This is a genomic window from Massilia sp. H6, assembly GCF_024802625.1.
Taxonomy (GTDB): Bacteria; Pseudomonadota; Gammaproteobacteria; order Burkholderiales; family Burkholderiaceae_D; genus Telluria.
The window spans coordinates 2,583,589-2,599,814 of sequence record NZ_CP103371.1 but is presented as its reverse complement, the minus strand read 5'-3'; the positions used below and the strand labels follow the sequence as shown (position 1 = coordinate 2,599,814).

Sequence of the window (16,226 nt, the reverse complement as noted above, 5' to 3'; positions counted from 1 at the left end):
CACGCAAGTGTTTCTGTCCAGATGATAAAGTTCGGGCTGCAAGCAGACAATGGAGCCCGTCGCAATGTTCAAGTTCATTACCGAATTTCTCGAAACCAGTGGTTACCTGGGCGTATTCGTCCTGATGGCACTGGAAAATATTTTTCCGCCGATCCCGTCCGAGCTGATCATGCCGTTTGCCGGTTTTGTCGTCGCGCGCGGCGACCTGAGCCTGGCTGGTGTATTGCTTGCCGGGACGGCGGGCTCGATCGCAGGGGCCTTGCCGTGGTATTACGGTGCCAGGATCTTTGGCAAGGAGCGGCTCAAAAGCTTTGCCGGTCGCCACGCGCGCTGGTTGACCGTGACGTCCGACGATGTCGACGGTGCGATCGGCGTGTTCAATCGCCACGGCCGCTTGGCCGTATTGTTCGGGCGCCTGATTCCTGCGATCCGTACCCTGATCTCGGTGCCAGCCGGCCTGGCCCGCATGCCGATAAGCCAGTTCTTGCTGTACTCGACCATCGGCTCGCTGGTGTGGACGGCCTTCCTGACAGCCGGAGGCTTCCTGCTCGAGAGTAACTACGAAAGGATCGGCGTGTATATCGACCCGGTGTCGAAGATTATCCTCGGCGCCTTGCTGGGCTGGTATCTGTACCGCGTCGTGACCTACCGGCCCGAGAAAGCCTGAGCTCGGCAGCGCGACGCCATGAAAAACCGATTATTGGAAGACATCGGCAGTAGCCGCTCTGACGCGCCGGCAGCGCAGGCTGCGCCAGCTGCTACGCCCGCGGCATCGGCGGCCCAGGCCCGGCCGCGTGCCGACGTCTGGCGCCGTCGCGCGCCCCAGGTACAGGCCGCGCCCGCTCTGCAGCCCGATCCTGCTGCGCAGCCGCACCCTCATCCAGGGTCCCGGGTGTGGCGCCGCCGCGACGCCCCGGCGCCGACCGCCCCGGCGTCCCCGCCGTCGGCGCCGCCGCCACCGATCGCGCATTGGCGCCGCAAGGCGCTGGGCTGGAGCGCTGGCGTGCTGGTCGTCGTGGCGATCGCCAGCGCCGCAACCTGGATGATGCGCGAACGTCAGGACGGGGTCTCCCTGGCGGTACTGGCCGACAGTAGGCTGGCTCAGACCACGGCTGCGACTGCAGCTACGGTCCCCGCCCCAGCGGCCGCGCGCGAACCCGAATGGACGCCGCCGCCACTGAAGATGCTGGCGCCGCCCGCGCAGGAAATGCTGACTGTGGCAGCGTCCGGGCCGACGCCGACACCGAAGCCGGAGCCAAAGCCGAAGCCGAAGCCGAAGCCTAAGCCTAAGCCGACGCCGACACCGAAGAGCAAGTCGGAGCCGTCGCAGAAATCCGCGCGCGCCGAAGCGGCGTCACAAAAACCCGCGCCACAAAAACCCGCGCCACAAAAACCCGCGCCGCAGAAAACAGTGCCGCAAACCGGGCAGCGCCAGGGCGCGCAGCTGGACGCGCCGCTGGCAGATACCCTGCGCTTGTGCCGCGCCGCCGGCTATCACGCGGCCGCCTGCATGAAGCGGCGCTGCGAGGCGACCCGCTACGGGCTGGTCTGCCGCGGCTGAAACTTCAGGCGTCGTGGCGCCAGACGATCCGGTTGCGTCCCGACTGCTTGGCCCGGTAAAGATGGGTGTCTGCCGCTTCGAACAAGCCGGCGGACTGCTCGATACTGCCGGCCAGCAAGGTAGCGCCGCCGACGCTGACGGTGAGCTCTGGCGCGACCGTTGAGGCCGCATGGGGAATCCGCAACTGCGCGATGCCTTGGCAGATGCCCGCCACCGCCGCTTGCGCTGCCGTGGCGTTGGTGTCGGGCATCAAGAGCACCAGTTCCTCGCCGCCATAGCGCGCCGCCAGGTCGGCCGCGCCACGCATGCCGGCCGCGGCCAGGCGCGCCACCGCGCGCAATACGCGGTCTCCCGCCGCGTGGCCGTAGTGGTCGTTGAACTGCTTGAACGAGTCGATGTCGAGCAGCGCCAGCGACAGCGGCTGCGCGCTGCGGCGCGCCCGCTGCCATTCGCATTCGTAGATGTCGTCGAAGCGGCGGCGATTGGCCAGCTCGGTCAGGCCATCGATGTTCGCCAGCCGCTCGAGCATCCTGCGCTGGCGCACCACTTGCAAGTGGACCGCCACGCGCGCCATCACCACGCTCGGGTTGAAGGGCTTGGTGATGTAGTCTGCGGCGCCCATCTTCAGGCCATTGGCCTCGTCTTCGGGGCGGTCCAGGCCCGAGATGAAAATCACCGCGATATGCGCGGTTTGCGCTTCGGCCCGCAAGCGGCGCAGCACCTCAAAGCCGTCCATGTCCGGCATCATCACGTCGAGCAGGATCAGGTCGGGCGCATGGCGCGCCGCGCGTTCCAGCGCCTGGGCGCCGTTCCTGGCCAGCAGCACCGTGTAGTCGGGCTTGAGCAGTTCGCCCAGCACCTCGCGGTTGATGGCGTCGTCGTCGACCACCAGCACTTTCTGCAGTGCGCTCTCGGTCATGGGGCGCATTCGAGATCGGCGCCAAGGCGGCGCGCCAGGCTCGACAGGGGCGGGCGCGCCGCCGCGTACTCGATGTCCTCGACCGCGCGCCGGATCGGGTCCAGCGCCGCGGCGTGCGCGCTGCCGGCCAGCAGCGCCTGCAGTTCGGCCAGCGCGTCTTCGGCGCGGGCGTCGTCGCCGGCCAGGAAACCGTCGAGGCGCTCGATCACGCCATGCAAGCCGCCGGCGCCAATCGCTGGCGCCAGCGGCAGCGCAGCCAGCTGGGCCAGGCCGGCCAATACCGTTTCGGCGCAGGCGGCCAGCAGCGGCGCGCGCGCGCCGAGCTGCTCGAACTGGCCGGCGCGCAGGTCGAGCTCGACCCGGCTGGCCTGGGCCGACAATTCGTAGGCGCCAACGTAGGCGGCGCTCGATTTCAGGTTGTGCGCCAGCACCTGCAACCGCGCGTAATCGCGCGCAGCCAGCGCTTCGCGCAGCGCGCGCGGGGCCTCGCCGTATTCGCGCACGAAGCTGGCGGCGCGCTTTTCCAGGCGCTGGCGCTGACCGTCCACGCCGGCCAGCGCCGCTTGCCAGTCGACCCCCGCAATGGCCGGCAGCGCCGCACTGTGGGGCATGGCGGGCGGCGGGCAGGCGAGCGGGCTGTGCGCAGCGGTTGCGGGCGGCAGACTGCGACCGGCCAGGCGCGCCGGATCGATCCATTTAAGCAGGGTGCAAAACAGCAGGTCGGGATCGATCGGCTTGTTGATATGGTCGTTCATTCCCGCCGCCAGGCTGCGCGCGCGGTCCTGGGGCGACGCGTGCGCGGTCATCGCTACGATAGGCAATGCGCTCAAGCCGGCGACGGCGCGGATCTCGCGGGTGGCGTCCAGGCCGTCGAGCTCGGGCATCTGGATATCCATCAGCACCAGGTCGTAGTCGCCGGCGGCGGCCAAGCGTACGGCTTCGCGCCCATTGTGGGCGATGTCGACCCGAATGCGGGCCGCGGCCAAGAAGTCGAGCGCCACTTCGCGGTTGTTGGCATTGTCTTCGGCCAGCAAGATGCGCGCGCCGTCCAGGCCAGCCAGCGCCGCGCCGCTTGGCCGCGCCGGGGCAGGCGCGCTTGGTGCGTCGGTGGCAAGGCCGAGCGGCAGCTCGAAGCTGAAGCTGCTGCCGGCGCCGGGCGTGCTGGTGACGGTGATACTGCCTTGCATGAGCTCCACCAACTGCTTCGAAATCGACAGGCCCAGGCCGGTGCCGCCGTATTTGCGGGTAGTAGAGCCGTCGGCCTGGCTGAACGACTGGAACAGGCGGGCGAGCTGGTCGGCGTTCATGCCGATGCCGGTATCGCTGACGGCAAAGCGCAGCGTCACGCCGTGCCGGTCGGCCCGGCACAGATCGACCGACACCACGATCTCTCCGCGCTCGGTGAACTTGACCGCGTTGCCGGCCAGGTTCAGCAGCACCTGGCCGAGCCGCAGCGGATCGCCCACCAGCTGCTGCGGCACCTCCGGCCCGACCCGGAATACCAGTTCGATGCCCTTGGCCCCGGTACTCAAGCCGGTCATGCTGGCCAGCTGCCCAAGCAGTTCGTCGAGTTCGAAAGCGACCGATTCGAGGGCCAGCTTGCCGGCCTCGATCTTGGACAGATCCAGGATGTCGTTGATCACGCCCAGCAGGTGCTGGCTCGCGCCCAGGATCTTGCCGAGATAATTGCGCTGCCTGGGGTCGGATTCGGCCATCAGCGCCAGCCGGCTCATGCCGATGATCGCATTCATCGGCGTGCGGATTTCATGGCTCATGTTGGCCAGGAATTCCGACTTCAGGCGGGTGCTGGCTTGCGCGCGCAGCATGGCCGCTTGCATCGCCTGGGTGCGCAGGCCAAGAATGCGCATGAACACCAGCATGTCGAAGGTGACGCCGAACTGCAAGGCGTGCGAGGTCCAGAAATTGACTGGCAGCCGGCCGTTGATCACTTGCGAAGAGATCATTGCCGCCACAAAGGTCACGCCCCAGCCGGCCAGCAGGTAGATGCCGACCGCGTCGCCGCCGCGTGCACGCCGGTAGGCGCCGGGCAGTCCGAGCAGCATCGGCAGGATGCCCATGCTACCAACTACCGCAATCAGCATCCGGTGGCTCATCAGGCCTGCACCAAAGGCCACCGCGACCACCACGCACAGCGCCGCGCCGGTGCGCATCAGGCGGCTGAAGATGCGGTCGGTGCCGGGCCGCGTGAGCAGGTGGTCGATGAACAGGTAGGCGCCGCACGATGAGCTCAGCGAGAAGATGCCGGCCGCATGCACGTTCAGCCAGAGGTTGCCTTGCCAGGCATACTGGCTGGCGATGCCGAACCAGCAGGCCAAATAGATGGTGATGCCGCCAACCATTAGTGCGTATTTGCCGAACAGCGCATCGCGCAGGTTGATCCACTGGCCAACGCTGTACAGGAACAGCGAAAAGCCCAGGCCGAACAGCATGCCTTGCAGCAGCTGCTCGCCAAGCGAGGCGGCGTGGAAGGCGTCCGGCTGCCAGAAGCGCACCGGCACGATCTTCGGGCCTTCGGTATCGACCCGCAGCAACACGGTGTGCGCCATGCCGGGCGCCAGGCGCAGCACCAGCGCCGGCGACGGCCCGCCCAGCGCCGTACCGGCCACCGGCTGGTTCTTGCCAGTGACGGCGATGTGGCGCAGGTTGCCGCTGGTGGCGACATACACGTCCATGCGATCGATCAGGCCGAAGCCGGCCTGCAGCACCCAGGTGTCGGGCGCGTCGGCCGTTACCACGACCGGGATGCGCAACCAGAACACGTCGCGCTGTACGCCGAGCGTGGCTTTGGCCGTTGACGGCCGGGCGAAACGCGCCGTATCGGCCAGGGCCGCAGCGGCATCGAGCTTGCTTTCCGGGTCGGCCAGCATGGACAAGGCATCCCAGGCCTCGACCTGGTCCTGGCCCGGCCCGAGCATTAGGGGCGCCTGGGCCGGCGCCGCCGCCGCCGTCAAGGCCAACGCCCACGCGTACAGTAGGAACAAGGCCGCCGCCACGATGGCGCGCGCTGCCCATCTGCAGGCGCTGCCCGGGGTTGTGGCCGAGCTTGCCGTTGCCAGCCGCTGCGGGTGCGGACCGAAGGTTTTTTTGCGCATGAATCGATCCTGGTCTTCTATTCGTCCCGCCGACTGCTACCGTACTGCACGGTGTGCCGTGTCGTCACACAATAATTGCTGAGATTGTAAGTCTATCAGCAGGCAGTGACGGGCAATAGTCCTACATGGGTGACATTGTGGTTTCACGAGTGAAAATAGTAACGATTAACAACGGCGCGCCATCGTTGTGTCACCCGTGCGCCCTGCAACCCACGTTTCTTTAAGCTTTGGAAAAACCGTTCCGACCCATCGCTTCGGGAGTTCGCCTTGACCATGCCCTGCCGCCGCAGCCCGGCGCCGATCGCACTTGCACCCGCACCCGCACTCGCACTCGCGCTGGTCCTTGCGAGCTTTGGCGCCGCCTCCTCTGCTACGCCTTCCGATTCGGGCGCCGCCACCACTGGAGCAACTTATATCAATCCCTTGCGGCTGCGCCTGGCCGACGGCAGCCTGGCCGAAAGCTGCGCCGATCCGGCCCTGCTGCGCGCGCGCAACAGCGCTGCGCCAACCTGGTACCTGTATTGCACGATGGACCCGGTCAGCTACAAGGAGCGCGACGCCAGCGGCTGGAAGTTCCGCATGATGCCGGTGTATCGCTCGGTAGACCTGGTTAACTGGTATTTCGTGCGCGACGCCTACGAACGCCGCCCGGCCGGCATCGCGGCCGCCAGGTCAGGATTGTGGGCACCCGAGCCGGTGTACCAGAATGGCAGCTACACGCTGTACTTCACTGTCACCGACGTGGACGACGCGCTCAGCCCGGAGCCGGGCTGCGACAACGACAGCGCGATCGCGGTGGCGACCAGCGCTTCGCCCGCCGGCCCGTGGAAGACGTCCGAGCGCCTGGTGGTACCGCCGCGCCGCGCCGGCGCCGGCTGCAATTTCCACTGGACCTACGACCCGGACGTGGTCGAGGATGCCGCTGGCGAGCGCTGGATCTACTATGGCAGCTATGGCGGTGGCATCTACGTGCAACGCCTGGCGGCCGACGGCTTGAGCACGCAGGGCGAGGCAAGGCGGGTCGGGGCGGCCCAGCGCTACGAGGCAGCCGAAGTGGTGCGCCACGGCAGCTACTGGTACATGTTCGCATCGAGCACCGATTGCTGCCGCGGTCCGCTCACCGGCTACGCGCTGTACGTCGGGCGCGCCACCAGTCCCGAGGGCCCGTTCCTGGACCGCCATGGCAACGACATGGCCGCGGCCCGCGTCGGCGGCACGCCAGTGCTGGCGCAAAACGGCAACCGCTGGGTCGGCGCCGGCCATAACACCGTGTTCCAGGACGCCGCCGGGCAATGGTGGACCTTGTACCATGCGGTGGACCGCAAGCACGGCTATTTCAGCGTGAAAGACCAGCTGACCCGGCGCCCGCTGCTGCTCGACCGCATCGACTGGGTCGCTGGCTGGCCCGTCATCAACGGCGGCCAGGGGCCGTCCGCCAGCGCGCAGCCGGTTCCCGCGATCCGGCCGGGACCATCGACGCCGCTACCAGCGGCGCGCGTGGCCAGGGGCGCCGCCGCCCAGCCGAAGACGGTACCGCTATGGGTGGAGCGCTTCGACGATGGGCGTGCGGGACCGCGCTGGCGCTGGGTGCGCCCGGTCGCGCCCGCTAGTCGCGCCAGCGGCCGGCCGGGCTTGCGCATGCTCACGCAAGACGCCGACCTGCACGTCGACACCAATAGCGCCGCGGTACTGGCGACCGCGCTGCCCGGCGGCGACCTGCGCATCGAGGCGCGCATTCGCCTGGACGCGCCGCTTGGGTGCTGCACCTCGCCGGTTCAGGCCGGGCTGGTGGTCATGCGCGACGACGACAATTACGTCAAGCTGGTGGAACTGGCGCACGCGGGCTTGCGCCAGGTCGAATTTGGCAAGGAGCTGGCCCCGGTGCCGGCGGGCTATCCGCGCTATGGCAACACGGTGGTCGGCACGCCCGGCGAATGGACCTGGCTGCGGCTGGACCTGCGCCGCGTGCCGGACGGCGAGCACTATACCGCCTGGTCGAGCCAGGATGGCCGCGCCTGGGTGCAGGGCGGCACCTGGACCCACCAGCTGGGCAGCAACGCCAGGCTAGGGCTGGTGGCGATGGGCGGCGCCGGGCATGCCGTCACCGTCGGCCAGGTCAGCGTGGCCCGCCTGAAGCGCTGAGGCTTCGAAGGCGCAGGCCTGGCGGTCGGCGGCGTGGGCGCGCACCGACCAGGTCACGCCCGCCACCAGCAGCGCAATCGCCGCGACTTCCAGCGCCCGGGGGCCATGGCCGCGGTACACGAAGCCGTACAGCAGCGCGAACAGGGTCTCGAACAGGATCAGCTGGCCCGAAAGCGTGACCGGCACCCGGCGGCTGGCCACGTTCCAGAGGTGGTTGCCGATCAGCGAGGCGCCCAGCGCGAGCCCGGCATTGCAAGCCCAGAACAGCGCCCAGTCGCGCGCCGGCGCAGCAGCAGCAGCAGCAGCAGCAGCAGCAGCAGCAGCAGCAGAAGGGGCGGCCGTTGCCATGGCCCAGGCCCAGGCGCAGGCGCCCAGCAGCAGAGCCAGCACGCCGCTGGACAGGCCATACAGCGCGCCCCACTGGGCGCTGGAGAACTGTGGGTTGCGTTTCAGGAAGCGCGCGTTGTCCAGCGCATACCAGCTCCAGCAGAGCAGGGCGCCTGCCGCGCCCAGCACGCCCACGGCGATCGAACCAGGCGAACGGTTTGCGCCCGCATGCAAGAAGGTGTCGAGATTGATGCACGCAATGCCGGCCCCCACCAGCAACAGCGGCAGCACCAGCCGGCGCAGGGGCGGCGCGCCGGCGTCGTTGCGGCCCAGCAGGGTCACCAACACCGGCAGCATGCCGATGATCAGCGAGGTCGGGGCCACGCCGGCATGGCTCACGCCTGTCGCCAGCAGCATGTAATAGACGATGTTGCCGGCCAGCGCATGGCGCAGCATGACCGCGTAGTGGCTCGGCAGCAGGGTGGCGAACAGGGGTTTCAGGCGCGGCAGCAGCAGCGCGAAGGCCATCGCGCCATAAGCGACGTAGCGCCCCACGGCCAGCTCCAGCGGCGAGAAATCGTCGAGTATCTCGGGCACGATGAACACCAGCCCCCACATCGCGCCGGCCAGCAGGCCGCACAGCACACCTATCCACATTTGTCGCTCAGCCCAAAAGGGGCGATTCTACCGCGCCGGCCCGGCGCAGCCGGTGCTGCCCACCGTCGCGCTCGTGGGTGGCGACACGGCCATGCCTGCGCTGGATACAATCAGCCTCGCTTGTTAACATTTTTATATGCATAGGAGTTCGTTACAATGGAAATTCGCAGCCTGCTGTCTTCTGTCTTGATCGGCGCGATCGCCAGCGCGCGTTCGATGACGCCCATGGCCACCATCGCCGCCGCGCGTCTGCTGGGCCGCCGCACCAGCGGGCAGGTGTTCCTGCTGGACCGGCCCGTATTCAAATACGGCGCGCTGGCCATGGGGGCGGGGGAGTTGTATGGCGACAAAATGAAGTCCGCGCCCGACCGCACGGTGTTTTTGGGCTTGCTGGCGCGCGTTGCGAGCGCCGGCATCGCCGGCGCTGCGCTGGCGCCGCCCGGACGCGAGCGAGCCGGCGCCGCCGCTGCGGTGGCGACCGCCGTGCCGCTGGCCTACGGCACGCTGGCGCTGCGCAAGCAAGCGATGGCGCGCATCGGCCAGACTCGCAGCGGCCTGCTGGAAGATGCGCTGGTGCTCGCTGCCGGTATCGCGGTGGTGGCGCTGGCGACGCGGCCGGGTAGCGACAGTCAGCGCCACGGCAGCGCCGGTCGCCAAATGAACTTGCGGGCAGAATCAGGGCTTGCCGGCGCGGGCCGGCAGCTCAGCCGCCGGCACGCTTCGGATCGTGGCCGAGCCTTCTGAGCGTTTCGATCACCAGCTCGCAGTGTTCGCCCTGGATCTCGAGCACGCCATCCTTGACGGTACCGCCCGATCCACAGGCGGTGCGCAACTGCTTGCCAAGCAGGGCCAGTGCGGCAGCATCGAGCGCCAGTCCCTTGACCAGCGTGACGCTCTTGCCGCCCCGCCCCTTGGTCTGGCGCGACACGCGCACCACGCCGTCGCCTGGCGCCACGGTACTGGCCTTGCAGGCGCAGCGCGCGACCGGCTGCCGGCATTCCGGACAGATGCGCCCGGCGTCGGTGGAATAGACCAGTGCACTGGTTGCGCCAGGTTTCATGGTGACTTGGGGCTGGCCGAGGTCAGCTCCCTTCCTTGTTAATCAGTTGCAAGAGCTTGAACGCTTCGTGTTCCAGCACGGGCTGGGCTTGCGCCAATTCTGCGCTGGCCTTGACATAGGCGGCCCGTTTGCGTTCTTTCTTTTCTTCGGGCGGCACCACGGTCTTCATGCCCGGCATCATGATTTGCGAGGCACTGTTGTACTTGTTGTGGACCACCTGCTTGCCATATGGCGTCTGATAGAAACGCGTCATTTCGAGCGCGGTGTCGGCTGAAATAACCCGCGCCAGCGGCGGCGCCAGGCGCCGGTAGACTTGCGCAGGCGGCGTCTTGGCAAGCTTGTCGAATACCGCCTGGCGCTGCGCCTGGCTCTGGTAACGGCTGCGCGCGGCGACGCCGCGCAATACTTTCTCAGCCTGCATGGCGCCCAGCAGGTCTTGTACAGCCTGGACATGCGCGGCGCTGGCGGCGGCCGCTGCCCTGGCAGGGGGCGCCGCAGGGGCGGCGCCGACAACGGGATTGACCAGCGCGAACGACAGTCCCAGTACGGCATGAGCGACAAATTTCATGGATTTCCTTTGATAACAATGCAGGCGCGCTGCGCGCCTGGCAAATCACTGTGGATGAGGCGACCGTCCAGTCTACGCGAACTTACTCGGGCGAGAAGTTCAGGGCGGCGAACCTGCCGCCCTGGTCGAGCGTGATCGATACCAGCAGCGTTTCGGTATCGTGCTCGAAGCGGTAGCGCAAGCGGCGCCCGGCTGCATCGTCCTTGCGCGAGAGCAGCCCGACCGAGCGCAGCGTGCCAGCTTCGCGCAGGGCCTCGGCCACCCGCGCGAGCACGGCCGGGGTCAGCTTGGCGGCAAGTTCGTCATTTGCGCCAGCCGGCGCCTGGCCAGCGGCCAGGCCAGCCATGGCCGCGCGCACCTGCGCGGTCAACGCGGGCTCCGGATCGGCGATGGCTTTGGCCGGCGCATCGAACAAGTCGGGCACGTAATGCGCCGCCACCATGTTGGCAAACCGCGAGGGCGGCGCGGAGTCGGCGTTGGCCAGGATGATCACGGTGAGCTTGTCGTCGACATAGCGGCACAGGTGCGCGCGGAAGCCTTGCCAGGCGCCGCCATGCGAGATATGACGGCGGCCCTTGACCTTGTCGACGTACCAGCCATAGCCATAGGGGGCGTCGCTGCCGTCGTTGAGCTTGGCCGGCGTGAAGCTGGCCTGGCGCAGCCTGGCATCGAGGATGGCGTCGCCGTACAGCGCCTGGTCCCAGCGCGCCAGGTCGCGCGCGGTCAGATACAGGCTGCCGTCGGCAGTGGTGTTCAGGCGCGGCGCGACCCAGGCCTGGTTCTTGAGCACGCCATCCTTGCGTTCGTAGCCGGCGGCGCGGTGCGGGATGATGTCGGATTCGCTGATGACGCGCGTGCCCATGCCGAGCGGAGCGAACAGGCGCTCGCGCAACTGCTCGCCATAGAACTTGCCGCCCACCCGGTTGGCGACGAAGCCGAGCAGGTGGTAGCCCATATTGCTGTAAGACCATTTCTCGCCGGGAGAGAAGCGCATCGGCACGCGCGCTTCCAGCGCCATGAGCTCTTCGTCGCTGTAGTCCTTGCGCAGGTCGATGATCTCGTAGGGGTCGCCCAAGCCGGAGGTATGCGACAGCAGGTGCCGCAGCGTGATCTTGTCCCAGGCCGGCGGGGTACCGGGCAGGTGGCGCGAGAGCGGATCGTCGAGGCTGAGCTTGCCGTCGCGCTCGAGCAGCAAGATCAAGGCCGCGGTAAAGGTCTTGCCGACCGACCCAGACTGGAACACGGTCTGCGGCGTAACCGGCACCGCGTGCTCGACATTGGCCAGGCCATAGCCTTTTTCCTTGATCACCTTGCCGTCCTTGAGCACCAGCACGCTCAGGCCGGGCACCTGGCGGCGTTTCATTTCCGCGAGCAGGGCGTCGTCGAGACGGTCGGCCTGGGCCGGTCCGGCAAGGACGGCGGTCAACAGCAGGGCAAGGCAGGTGCGGCGCATGGCGTCTCCAGGTCGTGGTCAGCGCGCATGATAGCTGCTGGAGCACGCGCGCGGGGATGCCGGGCAGGCATTTCATGCGCGCTGCATGGGCATCGCATGGGCGCGCTGCAGGGCCACCCAAGCCGATCATTATTTGTTAGTATGAATTAACAAAATGCTGTGACAACCCGGAACTCTCCAGGAGACAGGCTTGAACCCATTCCCGGTGCGCCAGGCGGCCAGGCTGCTGGCAATTGCGCTGGCGCTGGCATGCGCGCCCGCCCGGGCGCAGGTCGAGGTGCGCATGTGGACCCTGCTCAGCGGCGGCGACGGCGCGCGCATGGCCGACCTGGTCCAGCGCTTCAATGCCAGTCAGCGCGAAGTGCGCGTGACCAGTACCACGCTGAAATGGGGCGAGCCGTTCTACACCAAGCTGATCACCGCCTCGGTGGTCGGCGCCGGCCCCGACCTGGCCACCGTGCACCTGTCGCGCATGACCAACCTGGCAGGCGGCGGGGTACTGCGCCCGATCCGTGCCGGCGAACTGCAGGACGCCGGCTTGAAGAGCGCCGATTTCTACCCGCGCCAGTGGAACAAGTCGCAGCACGCCGGCCAGACCTACGCGGTGCCGCTCGACCTGCACCCGCTGGTCCTGTACTACAACAAGACCCTGGCCGGCCAGGCCGGCCTGCTCGACGCGGCCGGCACGCTCAAGCCGATCCAGGGAATCGACGCCCTGAGCGCAGCCTTTCGCGCCGTGAAGCAGGCAACCGGCCGTCCGGGCATGACGATGGAAAGCAGCCAGAGTTCGTATGCCATCTGGCGCCTGTGGGTCTCGATGCTGGCCCAGCGCGACGTGCCCCTGATCCGCGACGGCCGTTTCGCCTACGGCGCTGCGGGGGTGGACTCGCTGGCGCGCGTGAGCAGCTGGTTCCAGCAGGGCTATGCCCAGCCTGGCCTGGACTACCCGGCCTCGACCAGCCAGTTCATGGGCGGCAATGCCGGCTTCATGATCAACGGCGTGTGGGAAGTGCCTGAAATGGTGCGCGCCACCCGGCGCGGCACGCTCGGATTCGAGTACGGCATCGTGCCGCTGCCGCGCATGTACGGCAACGATAGCGTCTGGGCCGATTCGCACGCGTTTGCGATTCCCGCCAACGAAGGCAGGCCCATGACGCCGGAAAAGGCGCGCGCGGCGCTGCGCTTCGTGGCCTTTGTCAGCAAGCATTCGTTGGGCTGGGCCGAGGGCGGGCATGTGCTGGCCTACCGGCCGGTGGCCGAGTCGCCGGCCGCCCTGGCCTTGATGCCCAACCGCCTGTATGCCGGCGTGCCGCGCCACGTGATCTACGACCCGGACGCCTGGTACATGGGCGCTGCCGGTCCGCTGCAGGCGATGGCGTCGAAATTTCTGCCGGCGGCACTATCCTCGCAGCTCACGCCCGCGCAGGCCCTGCGCATGTTTGAAACCGAGGCGGCGCGCCTGATCCGCAAGCGCGCTCCGCGCTACTGAGCGGCCCCGATGGCAGGCATGAACATCACTTCTGGCGACGCCGGCATGGGGGCGAGAATCCAGACCCCGACCCCGACCAGGCGGCGCGGCGACGCGCTGCCGGCTGCGCTGCTGCTGGCGCCGTTCGCGGTCACCTTTGTACTGTTCTTCTTCCTGCCGGCGCTCGAGACGTTCTACATGAGCCTGACTGAAAGCAGCCTGACCCGCACCAATGCGTTTGTCGGCTTCGCCAACTACGCCACGCTGGTGCGCGATCCCTCGTTCTGGGCCGCGCTCGGCAACACCTTTTATTTCGCCTTGCTCACGGTGCTGCCGCTGACGGCGCTCGGCCTGCTCATGGCGCTGCTGGTGAACCACTTCACGCGCGCCAGCAACTGGCTGCAGGGCGCGTTCTTTCTGCCTTTCGTGCTGCCGATCTCGGTGATGACGCTGATCGCCGACTGGATGCTGCAGCCATCGAGCGGCGTGGTGAACTACGTGCTGGGCATGCAGCGCGCCTGGTTCGCCGACCTTGCCTGGGCGATGCCGATGGTCGCCATCGCCACCATCTGGTGGACGGTTGGCTTCAACATGCTGATGTTCCTGGCGGGCCTGCGCAACATTCCGCTCGACCTGTACGAGGCGGCAGCGCTCGATGGCGCCCGCGGCCTGGCGCTGTTTCGCGCCATTACCTGGCCGGCGCTGCGTCCTGTGGCCGGCATGGCCCTGGTGCTGCAGCTGATCGCGTCGATGAAGATCTTCGGGCAGACCTACATCATGACCAGCGGCGGACCGTTCAACACCACGCGCGTGACCCTGCACTACATGTACGAGACCGCATTCACGCAGAGCGACGCGGGCTATGCCGCCGCCATCGCGGTGGCATTCGTGGTGATCGTGGTGGTGCTGTCGCTGGTCCATGCGGGCCTGGCGCGCTGGCTGGCACGGAGGAACGCATGAAGCACGCGAAGACCGCGTTGATGCAGGCGCCGATGCAGGCGCGCAGCAACCTGGCGTGGACCGTGATCGGCGCCGGCGCCGCGCTGCTGCTGGCGGCCATGTGGGTGGCGCCGCTCTTGTGGGCGCTGAGCACCGCGCTGCGGCCCGAACACGAAACCGTGTCCGCCGTCTTTCGCTGGTTGCCGCAGCAATGGACCCTGGAAGCCTTTGCCAGGGTGCTCGCCGCCGGCAATGTCGGGCGCTGGCTGTTCAACAGCGCCCTGGTCGCCCTGTTGGTGACCGTGCTGACGATGGCGCTCTCGCTGATGGCCGCGTATGCGTTTTCGCAGCTGCGCTTTCGCGGCCGCTCGCTGGTGTTCGGGCTGACCATGCTGGCCTTCCTGGTGCCGTTCGAGGCGCTGCTGGTGCCGCTGTTTCGCATGATGAACCAGCTTGGCCTGATCAACAGCTATCCGGGCATCGTGCTGCCGCAGGTGGTGGCGCCGGTCGTCATCTATGTGTTCAAGGGATTTTTCGACGCGATTCCCGCTGATTTTCGCGAAGCGGCCGTGATGGACGGGGCTGGAGCGCTGCGCATCTTGTGGAGCGTCTACCTGCCGGTGTCGGGCAATATCGTATGGGCGATGGCGATCGTTAGCTTTATCGGGGCATGGAATAATTTTTTGTGGCCTTTCATCATCATTACCTCGAACGACATGATGACCATTCCGCTCGGCCTGACGCAGACGTATGACGCCTTCGGAGTACGCTACGCCCAGCTGATGGCGGGGGCGCTGCTGGGCGCGCTGCCGGTGGCGCTGGCCTATGTGCTGTTCCAGCGCCGTGTCACCCAGGGCTTCCTGGCCGCCACCGGCCTCAAGGGTTAATCAGGAGAGTCAATGGCATCCGTGCGCCTGCAAGGCATCACCAAGCAGTATGACAACCATCCCGTGCTCAAGGGGATCGACCTGGACATCGCGGACGGCGAATTCGTGGTGCTGGTCGGGCCTTCGGGCTGCGGCAAGTCGACCTTGCTGCGCATCGTCGCCGGCCTGGAACAGGTCGGCTCGGGCACGGTGAACATTGGCGACCGGCTCTGCAACGAGGTGCGCCCGGCCGAGCGCGGCATCGCCATGGTGTTCCAGAGTTATGCGCTGTATCCGCACATGACCGTGGCGCAGAACATGGGTTTCGCGCTGAAGCTGGCCGGGGTGGCGCGCGCCGAGATCGACGAGCGGGTGGCGCGCGCCGCGCAGATCCTGCAGATCGGACACCTGCTCGAGCGCCGTCCCAAGGCGCTGTCGGGCGGCCAGCGCCAGCGCGTGGCGATCGGGCGGGCGATCGTGCGCAAACCCGCGGTATTCCTGTTCGACGAGCCGCTGTCGAACCTGGATGCGGCGCTGCGCGGCCAGACCCGGGTCGAACTGGCACGTCTGCACCGCGAGCTGAACGCCACCATGATCTACGTTACCCACGACCAGGTCGAGGCCATGACCCTGGGCCAGAAGATCGTGGTGCTCAACGGCGGCCATATCGAGCAGTCGGGCACGCCGCTGCAGCTCTACGAGCGCCCGGCCAACCGTTTCGTGGCCGGTTTTCTTGGGTCGCCGCGCATGAACTTCTTGCCGGGCGCGCTGGCCGGAGAAGAGGGCAGCGCCGCCCATGTGCGCCTTGCCAGCGGCGCACTGGTGCGGGTGGCGGCCGATGCCACGCGGGCCGCCCCCGGCGCTGCCGTGACCCTCGGGCTGCGCCCCGAACACTTGCGCATCGAAGCCCAGGACGCGCAAGAAGGGGGCTTTGCTGCCACCGTGACCCTGGTCGAATACCTGGGCGACAGTAGCATCGTGTACCTGCAGGCCGAGGGCGTGCCCGACATGGTGGCGGTCAAATCTGGCGCGGCCCAGGGCGCGCTGGCGGCCGGGGCCCGTGTCACGCTGGCCTTCGACCCGGCCCACGGCCACCTGTTCGACGCCGAAGGCCTGGCCTTGCCGCGCGCCCTGCCTGGGTGAGCTTGCGTTC

General features: G+C 67.7%; 14 protein-coding genes. 8 read left to right on the top strand and 6 right to left on the bottom strand.

The features are described 5' to 3' along the window. The first annotated feature begins 64 nt into the window (after positions 1-64). A complete protein-coding gene (locus NRS07_RS11590) occupies positions 65-667 on the top strand; it encodes a DedA family protein (protein WP_259207001.1) in 603 nt (200 codons plus the stop codon). A gap of 18 nt (positions 668-685) precedes the next feature. Next, positions 686-1,561 (top strand): hypothetical protein, encoded by an 876-nt coding sequence (locus tag NRS07_RS11585; protein WP_259206999.1) that lies wholly within the window; start codon positions 686-688, stop codon positions 1,559-1,561. Between the two features lie 4 nt (positions 1,562-1,565). On the opposite strand, the gene NRS07_RS11580 is transcribed toward NRS07_RS11585, so the two are convergent. Beyond that, entirely contained in the window at positions 1,566-2,480 is a 915-nt protein-coding gene (locus NRS07_RS11580; protein ID WP_259206997.1) for a diguanylate cyclase, read from the bottom strand. Beyond that, entirely contained in the window at positions 2,477-5,593 is a 3,117-nt protein-coding gene (locus NRS07_RS11575; protein ID WP_259206996.1) for a hybrid sensor histidine kinase/response regulator, read from the bottom strand. The genes NRS07_RS11580 and NRS07_RS11575 overlap by 4 nt, the downstream gene beginning before the upstream one ends. 273 nt (positions 5,594-5,866) lie before the next feature. Here NRS07_RS11575 and NRS07_RS11570 point away from each other — a divergent pair, with 273 nt between their 5' ends. After that, entirely contained in the window at positions 5,867-7,735 is a 1,869-nt protein-coding gene (locus NRS07_RS11570) for a family 43 glycosylhydrolase (RefSeq protein WP_259213190.1), read from the top strand. Here NRS07_RS11570 and NRS07_RS11565 read toward each other — a convergent pair. Continuing rightward, complete coding sequence (locus NRS07_RS11565; RefSeq protein ID WP_259206994.1) at positions 7,658-8,719, bottom strand: DMT family transporter; 1,062 nt, start codon at positions 8,717-8,719, stop codon at positions 7,658-7,660. The two genes, NRS07_RS11570 and NRS07_RS11565, sit on opposite strands and share 78 nt — an antisense overlap. A gap of 156 nt (positions 8,720-8,875) precedes the next feature. Between NRS07_RS11565 and NRS07_RS11560 the strand changes: the two genes are divergently transcribed. Further along, positions 8,876-9,463: a hypothetical protein gene (locus tag NRS07_RS11560; RefSeq protein WP_259206992.1), complete on the top strand. Its 588-nt coding sequence runs from the start codon at positions 8,876-8,878 to the stop codon at positions 9,461-9,463. Here the strand turns inward: NRS07_RS11560 and NRS07_RS11555 are convergent. From NRS07_RS11555 to NRS07_RS11545, 3 genes are all read right to left on the bottom strand, one after another. Beyond that, positions 9,423-9,779, bottom strand: coding sequence for a translation initiation factor Sui1 (locus NRS07_RS11555; protein ID WP_259206990.1), 357 nt, complete (start codon positions 9,777-9,779; stop codon positions 9,423-9,425). The two genes, NRS07_RS11560 and NRS07_RS11555, sit on opposite strands and share 41 nt — an antisense overlap. A 22-nt stretch (positions 9,780-9,801) precedes the next feature. Further along, entirely contained in the window at positions 9,802-10,347 is a 546-nt protein-coding gene (locus NRS07_RS11550; protein WP_259206988.1) for a hypothetical protein, read from the bottom strand. An 82-nt stretch (positions 10,348-10,429) separates the two neighbouring features. Beyond that, on the bottom strand, positions 10,430-11,800 hold the full coding sequence (locus tag NRS07_RS11545; RefSeq protein WP_259206986.1) for a serine hydrolase: 1,371 nt from the start codon (positions 11,798-11,800) through the stop codon (positions 10,430-10,432). Positions 11,801-11,990: 190 nt separating this feature from the next. Between NRS07_RS11545 and NRS07_RS11540 the strand changes: the two genes are divergently transcribed. Genes NRS07_RS11540 through NRS07_RS11525 form a run of 4 tightly spaced genes read left to right on the top strand, consistent with a single transcriptional unit; the run spans position 11,991 to position 16,216 of the window. After that, positions 11,991-13,289, top strand: coding sequence for an extracellular solute-binding protein (locus NRS07_RS11540; RefSeq protein ID WP_259206985.1), 1,299 nt, complete (start codon positions 11,991-11,993; stop codon positions 13,287-13,289). Between the two features lie 18 nt (positions 13,290-13,307). Beyond that, on the top strand, positions 13,308-14,228 hold the full coding sequence (locus NRS07_RS11535) for a carbohydrate ABC transporter permease (RefSeq protein WP_259206984.1): 921 nt from the start codon (positions 13,308-13,310) through the stop codon (positions 14,226-14,228). Further along, the gene (locus tag NRS07_RS11530; RefSeq protein WP_259206983.1) at positions 14,225-15,094 is read left to right on the top strand and encodes a carbohydrate ABC transporter permease; all 870 of its coding nucleotides are present in this window, start codon (positions 14,225-14,227) and stop codon (positions 15,092-15,094) included. The genes NRS07_RS11535 and NRS07_RS11530 overlap by 4 nt, the downstream gene beginning before the upstream one ends. A 12-nt stretch (positions 15,095-15,106) precedes the next feature. Beyond that, positions 15,107-16,216, top strand: coding sequence for an ABC transporter ATP-binding protein (locus tag NRS07_RS11525; protein WP_259206981.1), 1,110 nt, complete (start codon positions 15,107-15,109; stop codon positions 16,214-16,216). The last annotated feature ends 10 nt before the right edge of the window (positions 16,217-16,226 follow it).

What these genes read in the sequence shown, in the direction of transcription:
- NRS07_RS11590 (WP_259207001.1), top strand. Translation starts at nt 65, where the DNA reads ATGTTCAAGTTCATTACCGAATTTCTCGAAACCAGTGGTTACCTGGGC.
- NRS07_RS11585 (WP_259206999.1), top strand. Translation starts at nt 686, where the DNA reads ATGAAAAACCGATTATTGGAAGACATCGGCAGTAGCCGCTCTGACGCG.
- NRS07_RS11580 (WP_259206997.1), bottom strand. Translation starts at nt 2,480, where the DNA reads ATGACCGAGAGCGCACTGCAGAAAGTGCTGGTGGTCGACGACGACGCC.
- NRS07_RS11575 (WP_259206996.1), bottom strand. Translation starts at nt 5,593, where the DNA reads ATGCGCAAAAAAACCTTCGGTCCGCACCCGCAGCGGCTGGCAACGGCA.
- NRS07_RS11570 (WP_259213190.1), top strand. Translation starts at nt 5,867, where the DNA reads ATGCCCTGCCGCCGCAGCCCGGCGCCGATCGCACTTGCACCCGCACCC.
- NRS07_RS11565 (WP_259206994.1), bottom strand. Translation starts at nt 8,719, where the DNA reads ATGTGGATAGGTGTGCTGTGCGGCCTGCTGGCCGGCGCGATGTGGGGG.
- NRS07_RS11560 (WP_259206992.1), top strand. Translation starts at nt 8,876, where the DNA reads ATGGAAATTCGCAGCCTGCTGTCTTCTGTCTTGATCGGCGCGATCGCC.
- NRS07_RS11555 (WP_259206990.1), bottom strand. Translation starts at nt 9,779, where the DNA reads ATGAAACCTGGCGCAACCAGTGCACTGGTCTATTCCACCGACGCCGGG.
- NRS07_RS11550 (WP_259206988.1), bottom strand. Translation starts at nt 10,347, where the DNA reads ATGAAATTTGTCGCTCATGCCGTACTGGGACTGTCGTTCGCGCTGGTC.
- NRS07_RS11545 (WP_259206986.1), bottom strand. Translation starts at nt 11,800, where the DNA reads ATGCGCCGCACCTGCCTTGCCCTGCTGTTGACCGCCGTCCTTGCCGGA.
- NRS07_RS11535 (WP_259206984.1), top strand. Translation starts at nt 13,308, where the DNA reads ATGAACATCACTTCTGGCGACGCCGGCATGGGGGCGAGAATCCAGACC.
- NRS07_RS11530 (WP_259206983.1), top strand. Translation starts at nt 14,225, where the DNA reads ATGAAGCACGCGAAGACCGCGTTGATGCAGGCGCCGATGCAGGCGCGC.
- NRS07_RS11525 (WP_259206981.1), top strand. Translation starts at nt 15,107, where the DNA reads ATGGCATCCGTGCGCCTGCAAGGCATCACCAAGCAGTATGACAACCAT.